The organism is Pseudomonas sp. MDV22-iso1, from assembly GCF_058145095.1.
This window is the reverse complement of the sequence record NZ_JBYVMF010000036.1, coordinates 1-13,512: the sequence shown is the minus strand read 5'-3', so window position 1 is coordinate 13,512 and position 13,512 is coordinate 1. Positions and strand designations below refer to the sequence as shown.

Below are 13,512 nucleotides of genomic sequence, written 5' to 3'. Positions count from 1 at the left end.
CACCGAGCTTTAGCGAGGTGCCGTACGCCGGGGCGAGCCTTTTTGGGTACTTTTTTGGCGTTTGAAAAAAGTGCCTCGCCGTAAGGGCGAAACCCCAAGCCGCCGTTACCGCAGAAACGGATATACCCCCCACCCAACACCCCATGGTCGGCCCACAGGCCGCCACGCCCAAATTACAACTATCACTAAGGTGTTTGAACCAAAAACCCCCACCCCACCCCTCTGATTTAAAAAGAAAAACCCACCTCCCCCACCCCCCGGAAAAAGGCATTAATACCAACTGCAGAATGGCATTCCAAAGCCCCCCCAGCTGTCATGCAAACAACGGACGAAGACACCGTCGGCAACAGAAACCGACAGGCCATCGAAAACAACAAACGTTGGTGCAAGGAATACCCCCATGACCACAAACATCTGGCGCACATCAGCAATCGCAATAGCCCTCTCCCTCACCGTAGGCCTAAGCGCCTGCAGCAGCGGCGGTGGCGGCCACCACAGCAGCTCCGACAGCTCATCCCCTGACAGCGCAGCAGGCGCAGGAGGCTCCGGCGACTCAGCCGGCACTGGCGGATCAGGTGGATCCAGCGGCGACACCGCAGGCACAGGCGGCACCGGAAACACCGACGGAGGCACAGCGGGCACAGGCGGCACTGGCGGAACCGGAGGCACAGGCGGTACTGGCGGCACGGGCGGCGGCACCACCGCCCCCACCAATCCAACCAACCCCACAGACCCCACCAACCCGACCAACCCCGGCACAACCCCACTGGTCACCACCACACTGCTCCAGGACGTCGGCAAAACCGTCAGTGGCGCAGGTGACGGCGTCGGCCAGATCGGCGACTCCCTGAGCACCGTCCCCGTTGCAGGCGGCATCGTCCAAAGCGTCGCCAACACCACCGGCAACGTCGTCACCACCCTGGGCGATGGCGTGGCCAACGGTGTCGGCAAACTGGGCACCGATCCCAACGGCCTGGGCGTCACAGCGTCATCAGTCGGTGGAGTGGTACAGGACGTCGGCAACGGCGTATCCGACGTCAGCGGCAAACTCGCCACCGCCACCAACAGCATCCCGGTAGTCGGCGGCGTCGTGACAAAAGTCACCCCGGTACTCGATGGCGTCGGTGAAAAAGTCACCATGCTCGGCGACACCTTGAGCACAGCCACCACGACCGGCCCATTGGGTTCAGTCACCAAAGAAGCCGGCAACAAACTGGTGCCCGTGATCGCCCTGGTCGAGAGCACCACCGACAAGGTGGGCAGCGCCACCGGACTGGGTGACCCCCTCAACGGCATCGTCAAGAAAGTCGGCGACACCGTCGACGGCGTTGGCAACAAAGTCACCCTGGCCGGCAACGGCAACGCATTGACCAACACCGTCGGCGGCGCCTTGAGCAACACCGGCACAGCGGTCGGCAAGGCCGGCGGACTGGTTGCCAACGGCACCGGTTCAGGCACCGGAGGCGGCCTGGGTGGCACCGGATTGCTGCAAACCGTCGGCGGCGCAGTAGTCAATGTCGGCAGCGGATTGAACGCTGGCAACACCAATGGCCTGGTCAGTGCAGGCGGTGTCACGGCCGCGTCTGCAGGCAGTCTCGTCGCCTCCGTCAACACCGCGCTCGGCGGTTCCGGCGCACCCAACACCGCCGCCACCGCCCCCTTGGCCAACCTCGGCAACGCGGTGGGCAGCGGCTTGAATCCGGTCACGACTGCCGTCACTGGCCTGACCCAAAACATCGGCACAGCGACGGGCCTGGGCGCCCCGGTCAACGGGCTGACGACCCAGGTCGGCGGCGCGGTGGCCAACCTCGGCAGCACCATCGCAACCAGCACACCGAACCCCGTCATAACGTCCGTCGGCAACACCGTGACCACCGTGGGCAGCACCGTCGGTGCCGTGGGCACACTGGTCACTGGCGGCGCTGGCGACACTGGCACAACCGGGGGCCTTGGCGGCTTGCTGGGTGGCCTGACCGGAAAAGTGAGCGGCAAGAATCGTTGATATTGCACCCGGCCGATTCGACGGCCTTATCTACAGCGCCTACGCTTGGTTGAAGGCGGAAGATTCGAAGGAGTCTTCCGCTTTTTCTTTGGAACATGAAGATCCAGGCGAAGTAGTAAATTGAACATGGAGTGTCCTATGCGCGTCTTGGCTAGCCTGCTGTTTTTGACCGTCAGTTCATGCGTTCTCGCCGACACCCTTCCCAGCTTCCTCAACAGCAACGAAACCAACCGCAACCTTCCCGTGCCGAACCTCCCGGCCGACGCATACCGCCCTACCACGGCAGCGCCCTCGGTGCCCGAACCCGGTGCAGCCCAAAATCAGCCGTTGATGATGAACACCCGCGTCAACCTCAAGACCGTGCAGATCGAAGGCGGAACGATTTATCCGCTCAGCGAGCTCGCCACGCTCTACCAGCCTTCGCTAGGCCATGAAACCAGCCTCGCCGATCTCATCGAAGCGACCCGCAGCATCACCCGTCGTTATCAACAGGATGGCTACCTGCTGTCCTACGCATTCCTGCCGCAGCAAACGTTCAGCAATGGGGTGGCCCGAGTGGTGTTGGTAGAGGGCTATATCAAGGACTACCAATTGCAGGGTGACATCGGACGGGTCAAAGGCCTGCTCGACAAACTGGTGGCCAAACTGCAGGGCGAACGTCCGCTGACGCGCAAGACCTTCGAACGCTACACCACGCTGATGAGCCGCATCCCCGGCGTGACATTGCAGGCGCAGGTGCCGCCGCCGGGCACCACCGATGGCGCGGCTTACCTCGTCGCCCAGGCCAGTCGCAAACCGTTCACCAGTACCCTGAGCACCACCGAGAACAATCGCAACAGTCTCCAGGCGCTGCTCGGTGTCAGCAGCAATTCCCAGACGGCCATGGGCGAACAATTGAGCCTCAGCGGACTGTTTCCACCGGGGGACGATCACGAGCGTTACTACCGCCTGGACTACAACCAGCTCCTCAATGCCGAGGGCACGCAACTGGCGCTGTCAGCCTCGCGTTACCGCGCCGATCCCGGCACCAACGTATTGACCGACAACGGACTGGAACTCAAACCACACCGCGAAAACGATCGCTATTCCATCGGTTTCAGCCACCCGCTCATTGCCTCGCCCAACGAACTGCTCAGCGCCGGCGCGAGGTTGTACGCGGTCAACGACAAGACCCGCTATCAGGTCGTCGGTTTTCCGCTGAGCGTCGACATCAACAGCGACATCCGCGCCCTGGCTTTCGAAAGCGACTGGCGCAAAGCCGATGCCAAACAACTGCGCATCATCAGCGGTGGCGTGTACCAGGGCATCGACGGCATGGGGGCGAAAACCAACAACAGCGATCTCGACCTGGACTTCTTTCGACTGCGGTTATCCGGTGTGCAGAGCGACAGGTTTTTCGAGAACTGGCAGGGTGTTCTTTCCGGCGCGTTGTACTGGAGCGACGACACCCTGCCCGACAGCGAACGCGCCGTGTTCGGCGGGCAAAACTTCGGCCGTGGCTACCCCGATGATCAGGCTTCCGGAGACAAGGGTTGGGGCGTGGCCTATGAAGTGAACTACAGCTTTAATCGCGATTGGAATTGGGTGCGGACAGTGCAACCGTACGTGGTGCTGGACCGTTCGAAAACCTGGTTCAATGAGCTGCCTGTCAAAGGCAGCAATCTGTCATCGGCGGCAGTGGGACTGCGATTTGGCGACGCCAAGTACTACAACATTGCCCTGGAAGCAGCCAAGCCGATGTCGGACGAAGCGTTGGACACGTTCAACCGCAAACCGAGGTACAGCATCAGTTTCAGTTATCAATTGTGAGGTTGAATGCGTACTCGCGTAGGAGCTGCCGCAGGCTGCGATCTTTTGATCTTGTTTCTAATGCAAGATCAAAAGATCGCAGCCTTCGGCAGCTCCTACAGTGGATTTGTGTTCAGTTGGTGACCTGGTACAACTGAGGCTGTGGAAACAGGTTATTGAGCGTCTCCAGCAACCGTACGTGATAGATCGGCTTGCGAAACAGGTCGAGTACCTGAAGGCGCAGCATGTCGCTGACATCCTCCATGTCCGCGTGCCCGGACGTGACGATCACCGGCAGATGCTGGCGTGAAGTGTGCTCGCGCAGGCGCTTGATCAGCGACATGCCGCTTTCCTCCGGCATGCGCAGATCAGTAATTACCAAGGCAATATCAGGATGGCGGGTCAGGTGATGCAGGGCGAGTTTGACTGACGTTGCCGTAAAGCAACAGAAGCCCTCGCCCTCCAATAGTTCAGCCAGCTCCAGCAGTGCATCCTCTTCGTCGTCGACCAAAAGCAACTGCTGGCGTGGCATTGAAATGACTGTCATAGGGTGTTCCGAAACCAATGGACCAGGTTGAACCACGGTAGCTCATAAACATTAGATCGACAGGTCAAGTTGCTGGTGTTGCAGGACGAGCCTTAACAAGCGCGTCCTTGAGACCGGTAAAAATATCAGTCACCTCTTTTGATATCGGGGTAATGAACACCACAATCACGGCCGCAACCATCGCCGCCACAATCGCATACTCGATCGCCGAAGCCCCTTCAGTGCTTTCAAAAAACACGCGAACTTTCACATACAGTTTGAGGAACATCTGACAACTCCTTGGGCCCTCGGGCGCCGGTATCACGGGCGATGACATGATTGCTCCGTGCCACCAGAGCATTGTCAACAAACCCGACCCCAGCAACTGTAAGAACGGATTAATCACTAAGTATTAGTTCTGTTTCTGGCGCCAGGAAAAACCCGTCATTTCGGCCACTTCGCAAACTTTGCCAGATATTTTCACCGAGGCTAATGGCGTTTCGCCCTAGCTGCGCTACCGTCAAATAGCGAAATAGTTGGAATGTTCATAGCTGCCTGAGCACGGATTACACCGTCTGGATAACGGTCAATTCTTGCAGCAGGAAAGGGAGAGCCGTCATGAACAGTCGCTTCACCATGGGCCTGGCCGGGCTACTGCTTATAGGCGCCGGCGTTGCCGGATACTGGGGTTTGATGCTCAGCCGTACCCCCGTTGCCGAACCCGTCGCCACGCCAAGTGCTGGCATCACCCTCGAAAAAACCGTCGCCACCGCCGAAGACCAGACCCGCCAACCGGTGGTCGACCTGGTGCACGACGTTGCGCCCTTCACGCCATTGACCGCCGCCGATCTGGCCGTGGAAAAACTTCGCAGCGCCCCGGCGGGCAGCCTGAGCAGCATCGAGCAAGCCGTCGGCCGCACGCCTTGGCGTTCACTCAGTGCCGGCACCTGGCTGAGCGAAGACAGCTTCGAAGCCGGTGGAACACTGGCGCGCATGATCCACAGCAACGAGCGTGCGCTCGCGGTGGCGGTCGACGAAGTGATCGGTGCTGCCGGTCAGTTGGCACCGGGGGACTACGTCGATGTGCTGCTGTTCTTGCCCCAGGGTGCGAGCAACCTGCAACAGTCGGCACAGATCGTCGTCCCGGCCATGCGCGTGCTCGGCGTTGGCGATCAACTGGGCCTGACCAATGACGGCAAGCCGGCATCCCCCGCCCTGACCGCCGAAGAAAAAATCAAACAGGAACAACGCAAGATTGCCGCGCGAACCGTGCTGCTGGCGGTCCCGGAACCGCTGGTGAGCCGATTGATGCTGGCGACACAAGTCGGCACCTTGCGTCTCGCAGTGCGCAGCGCAGAAGAGCAGCGCCTGGCCAAATACTGGGCTGGAGAAAACGACGCGTCAGGGCATCTCGATGCGGCGAACAGCAGCCTGTTTCAGTTCACCCAACTGGCATTGGGTGGCGCGCCTAAGACACCCGTCGGCAACCCTGTTCGCACCGCTGCAACCCGCCCTGCGGTGGAAATCATTCGCGGTAATCAGGTTACGCAACAAACCCCATGATCGAGCAAGGATAGCTACATGCCCAGTCGTTCCATGCTGCCGTTCTACCCGTTGCTCGGTTGCTTGATGTTGTCGACGGCGCCTGTCGAAAACAGCTTCGCGGCTGCCAGCAATTGCACCGCACTGAATCCGTTACCCGCCGTTCTGGAGGTGGGCGAAGGCTTGCAACAGGAGCTGCAATCGCCAGTGGCGATCACGCGACTGGCGGTAGGCGATCCGAAAATCGCTGACGTGCGCACCACGGGCAACAGTGGTTTTCTGCTGACAGGTGTCGCACCCGGCGCGACCAGTTTGATGGTCTGGACCGCCTGTTCCACGTCGCCCCGCCAGACCATGGTGTTCGTTCAGGGCAAAGCGACCGCCGCGCTCACCGCCGCCACATTGCCCTCCGAAGACGAACAGCTGCCCTCTCAAGTGCAGACCGACATCCGCTTTGTAGAAGTCAGTCGGACCAAACTCAAGGAAGCGTCGACCTCGATTTTCGGCACCCGCGGCAACTTCCTGTTCGGCGCGCCCAGAACCTTGCCGACGATTGACGGTGTGGTCCAGCCCCGACTGCCAGTGGACAACGGCCAGTTCAACATTTCATGGATCGGTGGCAAAACCATGGTGATGATCAACGCCCTGGAAGGCAGCGGCTTTGCCTACACCCTGGCGCGCCCAAGCCTTGTAGCGCTGAGTGGCCAGAGTGCGAGCTTCCTGGCCGGTGGCGAAATTCCGATCCCGGTGCCCAGCTCCGGCAGTGACAACGTCTCGATCGAGTACAAGGAGTTCGGCATCCGCCTGACGCTGACCCCAACGATTGTCGGGCGCAATCGCATTGCCCTGAAAGTCGCGCCTGAAGTTAGCGAGCTGGATTACAGCAACGGCGTGAACATCGCGGGCACGGTTGTGCCGGCGCTGACCGTGCGTCGCACCGACACCAGCATCGCCCTGGCCGATGGCGAAAGCTTCGTGATCAGCGGCTTGATCAGCACTCGCAACAGTTCCCAGGTGAATAAATTTCCGGGCCTGGGCGATATCCCGATCCTCGGGGCTTTTTTCCGTGATCAGAACATCAACCGCGAAGAACGCGAGCTGCTGATGATCGTCACCCCGCACCTCGTTCAGCCGTTGGCGGCGAACGCGCAATTGCCCTCGCTGCCGGGCGAGAAACTGCGCAACTACGACCCGAATTTCTATCGCATGTACTTTCTCGAAAACGGCAACTTCGATAAACGCAGCGGGTTATCGCAATGAGCCAGAACCTGAGTCAGACCTTCCTGGCGATCACGCGCAACAGCACCGATCTTGAGTGGCTGCAAGGCGCCCTCGCCCCGTTGGGGCAGGTGGTCAGTGCAGGCGGGGGCAGCCTCGACGAGCTGTTGGCGCTGGTCGACGTCACCTTTGCCAGCCTCGTCTTCGTCGGCCTCGACCGCGAACACGTGGTGGCCCAAAGCGCGTTGATAGAAGGCGCACTGGAAGCCAAACCGATGCTGGCTATCGTGGCGTTGGGCGACGGCATGGACAACCAGTTGGTGCTCAACGCCATGCGTGCCGGTGCACGGGATTTTGTCGCGTATGGCTCGCGCTCCAGCGAAGTCGCAGGGCTGGTGCGGCGCTTGAGCAAACGCCTGCCACCCGTGGCGCCCAACACTCAACTGGGTGGCCTGACAGTGCTTTACGGGATTCAAAGCAATGCGGACGGCGCGCTGCTGACCACCCACCTGGCGCAAGTCGTACAAAAAAGCGGTCAGCAGACGCTGTTGCTGGACCTGGGATTGCCCCGGGGTGACAGCCTGGCGCTGCTCGGGCTGGAGAGCTCGTTTCACTTCGGCGATGCCTTGCGGCATCTGCGACGCCTGGACACGACGCTGATCGACAGCGCCTTCACCCGGTGTGACGTCGGGCTGCGGATCCTCGCGTACGCCGGTAACGATGAACCGCTGGAGCACACCAGCGCCGCTGAGTTGTACATGCTGCTCAGCGCCCTGCGCCAACACTTCCAGCACATCGTGGTGAACCTCACCGGACAACCGGACAGTGAAGCGCTGCGCACCTTTGTCAGCCACTGCGACAAGCTGCTGTGGTACACCGATCAGAACGTGCTCGACTGCCGTCGCAACCTCGCAGTACTCAATCTCTGGCGCGAAAAAGGCATGAAGCTCGACCACTCGAAATTGCTGGTGGACCGCTACCTGCGCAACGTCGCACCGGACGCCGAGACCCTGAGCAAGAGTTTCGCGATGGAGACCATTGCCACCCTCGCCTACAGCCCTGAGGTGCGGCTCAACGCCAAAAACCAGGGCATGACCCTGTTCGAACTGGCCCCACGCGAAGCCCTGACCCAAAGCCTGCGCACCCTGGGTGAACGCCTGGCCAAACGCTCCGAAGGCCTGGCCAAACCTAAAACAGGCTGGTTCAACCGACTGAGGGGTGCTCAATGAGCAGTGAAAAACTCTTCGGTGCGCCAACGCGCGGACCGGTCGGCAACACCGACCACGAAGGCCTGAAGCTGGTGCTGCACCGGTACATCATCGATGCCATCGAAGAGTCCGGCAAAAACCTGCTGGAAGGTTCCCGTCAGGTGCTGTCGCAGTTCGTGATCGACAAGATCGCTGAATACATTGCCCGACTGCACCTGGCGATTTCCCGTTATGAGATGGAGCGTCTGGCCGAAGAAATCGTCGACGAACTCACCGGCTTCGGCCCGCTCGAAGTGCTGCTGCGCGATCCGGCGGTGACCGAGATTCTGGTCAACGGCCCGCACCGGGTGTTCATTGAACGCGACGGCGTGTTGCACCAGAGCGATCTGCGGTTTATCGATGCACATCACGTCGAGCGCGTCATGCAACGCATCCTCGCGCCCCTCGGTCGACGCCTCGACGAGTCCTCGCCCATGGTCGATGCACGGCTGCCTGACGGCAGTCGGGTCAATGCGATCATTCCGCCGATTGCCCTCGACGGTCCGTGTTTGTCGATTCGGAAATTCCGCAAAGACATGCTCAAAAGCTCGGACCTGATGGCGATGCAAACCATCGATCAGGCGATCTTCGATTTCATCCAGGAAGCCGTGGGCAGGCGCTGCAATATTTTGATCAGCGGCGGCACCGGTACCGGCAAGACCACGCTGCTGAACATTCTCAGCCAACTGATCAACCCTCACGAGCGTCTGGTCACCATCGAAGACGTTGCCGAATTGCAGCTGGGCCATCCACACGTTGTGCGCCTCGAAACGCGACCGCCAAACGCCGAAGGACACGGTGAAGTGAAAGCCAGCGATTTGATCCGCAACGCACTGCGGATGCGCCCGGACCGGATCATCCTCGGCGAGATTCGGGGCGTCGAAGTGGTCGACGTCCTCACCGCCATGAACACCGGCCACGACGGTTCCATGAGCACCGTGCACGCCAACAACGCACAAGATGCACTGTTGCGCCTGGAGACGCTGGTGGGCCTGACCGGGCGCACGATTGCCGAACGCACGCTGCGGCAAATGATCTGCGCAGCACTGGACGTGGTGATCCAGCTGACGCGCATGCCCGATGGTCGCCGCTGCGCCAGCGAAGTCGTCGAAGTGGTGGGTATTCGCGAAGACGTGTACGTCACCAACACCCTTTTCCGGCTTGATCGACGCACCGGTTTCGGCTTCCTGCGCGAGGCGGTCAATCCCGCTGGCGACAAGCTGCGCCGCGAGTCGGCCTTGCCGCACAACTGACCGCGAGGCGCCTGCCCATGATCGGCCCTCTGATGCTGTGCCTGATGTGCGTGTTGCTGCTGACGTTTTCGATTCGCCTGTTTTACCAGGGCCTGCGCAAGACAGGCACAGAACGGGTACTCAATCGGCTGGCTCAGGGTCAGCCGGAACTGGAGCCGGCCAAAAGATCCTGGACCGGGCTGGAGCGGGCCTTTTTGCGTGCGGGGCTTGGCCGCCCGACAGAGAAACTGGGCCTCTGGCTGGCGCTGTGGGCCATGTCGATGTTGCTGGGTTTTGCGGTGGCGAGCTGGAGCGGATTCTTCCTCTTGCTGGTACTGCCGCCATTGGCTTTACGGGTGTACGTCTCCTGGTGCTATCGCCGGCGAATTCGCCGAATCGTAGAACAACTGCCACAGCTTCTGGACCACACCGTGCGCAGTCTCAAATCCGGTCGCACCCTCGCAGATGCGGTCATGGGCGCCATCGACGTCAGCGAAGATCCACTGAAAGCTGCCATGGGACGGGTCCAGCGCAACGTGCAACTGGGCGTGAGCCTGCCGGAAGCGGTGAGCGATTTTGCCGAATTGTATGAGCAGGACGAACTGCGCATGTTCGCCCTCGGGCTGAAGGTCAATCACCGCTACGGTGGCAACGCGAGTGAGCTGCTGGAAAACCTCATCAAACTGATCCGCGAACGCGAACAGGGCGCCCGGCAACTGCGCGCACTCACCGGCGAAACCCGCATGACGGCCTGGGTGCTGGGGTCGTTACCGGTAATCCTGGTGAGCTACTTCATGCTGGTCAATCCTGGCTACATGCTTGGCATGTGGAACGACGCAGGGGGCCGGCAAATGCTCATGATCGCCGCCAGCCTGCAAATCATGGGCTGCCTGGTGCTCTGGCGTATGTTAAGGAGCATTTGATATGGCCACGGCACTGATCATCAGTTCGCTGCTACTGCTCGCCGCCATGCTGCTGGTTGTGGGCGATCTGTTTGCGCGTCACCGTCGGGAACGCCAGATCAACCAGCGCTTGCATGGCCAGATGGTGCGCGACAATCGCTTAGGCAGTTGGCTACGCGTGCTCGGCGACAGCAAGCTGGGACAGCGCAGCGTCAGCCTCGACAATGAAACCCAAGTGCTGCTCAACCGCGTTGGATGGCGCCGCGCCCGGCAGCGCTCGATCTTTGCGGCCTTGCAGGTCGGCACGCCGCTGTTGGTGGCCGGGCTGGTCTTCCTGGCGCAAGAGTTGTTTTATCCCCAGGTGAAGACGCACTGGATCGCGCCATTCTTCGGGCTGGGCATCGGTTACCTGCTGCCAAAACGCTTGCTGGCCTATGCGGCCAAACGACGCCAGAAACAGATCGCCGTGGAGATTTCCACACTCATTCCACTGCTACGGATCTTGTTCGAATCGGGGATGGCCGTGGAGCAGGCCCTGCGCGTCTTGAGCACCGAAGCCCGGAAACTGTTGCCGCAGGTGACTCAGGAACTGAGCCTGATTCTGGCCCGGGTGGACTCGGGTCTGGAGCTCGGGCAGGAATTGAACAAGGCAGCCAATGTGTTGGCCATCGATGAATTCACCGACACCTGCATCATCCTTCAGCAACTGATCCAGCAAGGCGGCGGTGCGATGAAATCCCTGCTCTCGCTCAAGCAGTTGCTCGACGATCGACGCCTGACCAACCTGCAGGAATACATCTCGAAAATGTCGGCCAAGATGTCGGTGGTGATGATGATATTCCTGTTCCCCGCTTTGTTGATTGTGCTGGCAGGCCCGGGATTTACCGCCATCGCCCGCGCGTTCGCGTCCTGAAGAGGTTCTTGATGAAAATACTGTTCGCTGCCCTGAGCCTGCTGATGCTGAGCGGGTGCGCCACCAACGGCCAAGCGCCCTGGTCGGCCCTGACCACCTCGAGCTGCGCTAAACCCAGCGCCGATCAGGAGCTGGCACTGAACCTGGCCGATGACATGGCCAAGGACGGCAAGCTGCACGCCAGCCTCGCCAACCTGCAAAACCTGCCGGACAACCTGGCCGATGTGCGACTGCGCAAAGCCCGGGTCTACCGCTTGCTGGGACGCAGCGAAGCGGAGCCGTTGTACCGCAGCCTGCTCGGCAGTTGCCGTGCTGCCGAAGCCGAGCACGGCTTGGGGCAACTGGCGGCAGCACGTGGCGACAACGGCCTGGCCCAGGCACATCTGCAGCGAGCGGCGCGACTGTCGCCGACCGACGAAAAAATCCGCAACGACCTGGGCGTGGTCTATCTCAACCAGCTACGCCTGGACGACGCCCGCTTCGAATTCCTCACCGCCATCGAGCTTAAACAGAGCGATCAACTGGCGGCCGTCAATCTGGTGGCGTTGCTGATTTACCAGGACAACTGGCAGCAAGCCGGCGAAGTGGTCAGCCGTGCCGGCCTGAGCCCCGAACAGTTCAGCGACGCCCAGGCCCGCGCCGAAAAACTCAAAACCCCCACCACCCCGCGTCCGTCCAGCAGCGGCCAGGTGGCGATCGTTACCGACGTCACGAAGTAGTGGCCAGGAGAACAAAATGAAGCTGATCCTTCTGTGCAGCCTGGGCCTGCTAAGCCTCCCAGCCCATGCCCTCGACCCCGGCCCCTCATCACCTCAACAACAGGAAACCGAAGGCTGGCTGACACTGCAAAGCCGAAACCAGGCCGCCTCCCACACGCCACAAACCGCCTCGGCGGCCGAACGGGAAAAAGCCATGGCGCGGTTCCTGAAAAGCTTCGAGCACGAGATACCGGATTTTTATGGACAGGACACGGCGGGGACGGTGGAGGGGAATTGATGCGCGCAGTTGCTGGCCACCCCAATTCCTGTGGCGAGGGAGCTCGCTCGCGCTGGGTGGCGAAGCCGCCCCAAAATGATAGCGACTGCTGCGCACTCCAGCGGGACGGTGCGACGATTCGACAATCCTCCTCACCACAAAAACTCATCGTTCAGTCTCGGGGATCAAGGTTGTCCAGAGCCTGATTCACCGCCAGATCGGCCAGCATCACCACCTGTTGAAAACCCAACAGCATGCTGCGTTGCGGCCCATCCAGAAAGGTCGCGAAATCACTGGCCATGATGCTTGCCGATGCCAGGGATTCGCAGGCATTTGCCAGCAGGCTTTCGGTGTCCATGTCCGCGACGATTGCGTACATTTTGCTGGGGCTATGGGGTTTTGAGTTTTTCAGAATGGCGGCTTTGAGGTCGCGGTGGGATGCGGTGGTAGTGGTTGATTCAGGGGGATTGGGGGTTGGTTTTGGCATGGCAGTTCTCCGTCTAGGGTGAAGCTGCTCCTTTCGGTTTCCATACGAAGGGTGGCAGCTGTACGCAGGCTGGAAACCCGGGCAAACGGTAACCCGACAGACTCGAAGTCTCCCGCGCACAGCCGCCATAACACGCAGTGCACACTTTAGAAGTGCGCAAGCATACGTCATAAGAGGCTATTTCGTTTACACATCAGGGTTTCCAGTCCTGACCGCTGAATAAGCAGCGACGGCCAGAGACTAGACATGGAGCTTCCGAAGGCCAAGCTTAAACACCTGTGGGAAAAACCGCGAAAAACGAAACACTCGTAGGCGCTTTGTGTAGGAGCTGCCGCAGGCTGCGATCTTTTGATCTTTTAGTGGCGCGATGCAGAAAGATCAAAAGATCGCAGCCTGCGGCAGCTCCTACCGGTGTTTTATCTAAAGTAATTGGCTGGTTTTCATGACGCCATCGCAAGCAGGCTCACTCCTACAATGGATCGAGTGCATCTGCATGAATCAGGTCGGCTGTCAGGCCGCCATCGCCGGCAGGCCAGCTCCCACAGGGATCGGGTACATCCGCATGAATCTGGTCGGTCAATCGGCCGCTATCGCGAGCAGGCTCACTCCTACAATAGATCGAGTACATCTGCATGAATCAGGTCGGCTGTCAGGCCGCCATCGCCGGCAGGCCAGCTCCC

General features: G+C 60.5%; 13 protein-coding genes. 10 read left to right on the top strand and 3 right to left on the bottom strand.

Going from position 1 to position 13,512, the window contains the following annotated elements; all coding sequences use genetic code 11:
• Positions 1–400: 400 nt before the first annotated feature.
• Together AC3ZVB_RS26905 and AC3ZVB_RS26900 are read left to right on the top strand one after the other, a co-directional pair.
• The gene (locus tag AC3ZVB_RS26905; protein ID WP_490148234.1) at positions 401–2,002 is read left to right on the top strand and encodes a collagen-like triple helix repeat-containing protein; all 1,602 of its coding nucleotides are present in this window, start codon (positions 401–403) and stop codon (positions 2,000–2,002) included.
• Positions 2,003–2,140: 138 nt separating this feature from the next.
• On the top strand, positions 2,141–3,811 hold the full coding sequence (locus AC3ZVB_RS26900) for a ShlB/FhaC/HecB family hemolysin secretion/activation protein (protein ID WP_490148233.1): 1,671 nt from the start codon (positions 2,141–2,143) through the stop codon (positions 3,809–3,811).
• 112 nt (positions 3,812–3,923) lie between these two features.
• Here AC3ZVB_RS26900 and AC3ZVB_RS26895 read toward each other — a convergent pair whose 3' ends face one another.
• Together AC3ZVB_RS26895 and AC3ZVB_RS26890 are read right to left on the bottom strand one after the other, a co-directional pair.
• Entirely contained in the window at positions 3,924–4,337 is a 414-nt protein-coding gene (locus tag AC3ZVB_RS26895) for a response regulator (protein ID WP_490148232.1), read from the bottom strand.
• Between the two features lie 64 nt (positions 4,338–4,401).
• Positions 4,402–4,605 (bottom strand): Flp family type IVb pilin, encoded by a 204-nt coding sequence (locus AC3ZVB_RS26890; RefSeq protein WP_490148231.1) that lies wholly within the window; start codon positions 4,603–4,605, stop codon positions 4,402–4,404.
• Positions 4,606–4,934: 329 nt separating this feature from the next.
• Between AC3ZVB_RS26890 and cpaB the strand changes: the two genes are divergently transcribed.
• From cpaB to AC3ZVB_RS26850, 8 genes are all read left to right on the top strand, one after another.
• Positions 4,935–5,879, top strand: a complete 945-nt coding sequence (gene cpaB, locus AC3ZVB_RS26885) for a Flp pilus assembly protein CpaB (protein WP_490148230.1) — start codon at positions 4,935–4,937, stop codon at positions 5,877–5,879.
• A gap of 66 nt (positions 5,880–5,945) precedes the next feature.
• Positions 5,946–7,118: a type II and III secretion system protein family protein gene (locus tag AC3ZVB_RS26880; protein WP_490148250.1), complete on the top strand. Its 1,173-nt coding sequence runs from the start codon at positions 5,946–5,948 to the stop codon at positions 7,116–7,118.
• Entirely contained in the window at positions 7,115–8,305 is a 1,191-nt protein-coding gene (locus AC3ZVB_RS26875) for a CpaE/TadZ family protein (protein WP_490148229.1), read from the top strand. Before AC3ZVB_RS26880 ends, AC3ZVB_RS26875 begins: the two co-directional genes overlap by 4 nt.
• A complete protein-coding gene (locus tag AC3ZVB_RS26870; protein ID WP_490148228.1) occupies positions 8,302–9,576 on the top strand; it encodes a TadA family conjugal transfer-associated ATPase in 1,275 nt (424 codons plus the stop codon). Before AC3ZVB_RS26875 ends, AC3ZVB_RS26870 begins: the two co-directional genes overlap by 4 nt.
• Positions 9,577–9,593: 17 nt before the next feature.
• Complete coding sequence (locus tag AC3ZVB_RS26865; RefSeq protein WP_490148227.1) at positions 9,594–10,478, top strand: type II secretion system F family protein; 885 nt, start codon at positions 9,594–9,596, stop codon at positions 10,476–10,478.
• 1 nt (position 10,479) lies between these two features.
• Positions 10,480–11,370 (top strand): type II secretion system F family protein, encoded by an 891-nt coding sequence (locus tag AC3ZVB_RS26860; protein ID WP_162440643.1) that lies wholly within the window; start codon positions 10,480–10,482, stop codon positions 11,368–11,370.
• A gap of 11 nt (positions 11,371–11,381) precedes the next feature.
• A complete protein-coding gene (locus AC3ZVB_RS26855; protein WP_162440642.1) occupies positions 11,382–12,089 on the top strand; it encodes a tetratricopeptide repeat protein in 708 nt (235 codons plus the stop codon).
• Positions 12,090–12,105: 16 nt separating this feature from the next.
• Positions 12,106–12,366, top strand: coding sequence for a DUF3613 domain-containing protein (locus AC3ZVB_RS26850; RefSeq protein WP_162440641.1), 261 nt, complete (start codon positions 12,106–12,108; stop codon positions 12,364–12,366).
• Positions 12,367–12,517: 151 nt separating this feature from the next.
• On the opposite strand, the gene AC3ZVB_RS26845 is transcribed toward AC3ZVB_RS26850, so the two are convergent.
• The gene (locus tag AC3ZVB_RS26845; protein ID WP_490148226.1) at positions 12,518–12,832 is read right to left on the bottom strand and encodes a DUF6124 family protein; all 315 of its coding nucleotides are present in this window, start codon (positions 12,830–12,832) and stop codon (positions 12,518–12,520) included.
• Between the last annotated feature and the right edge of the window lie 680 nt (positions 12,833–13,512).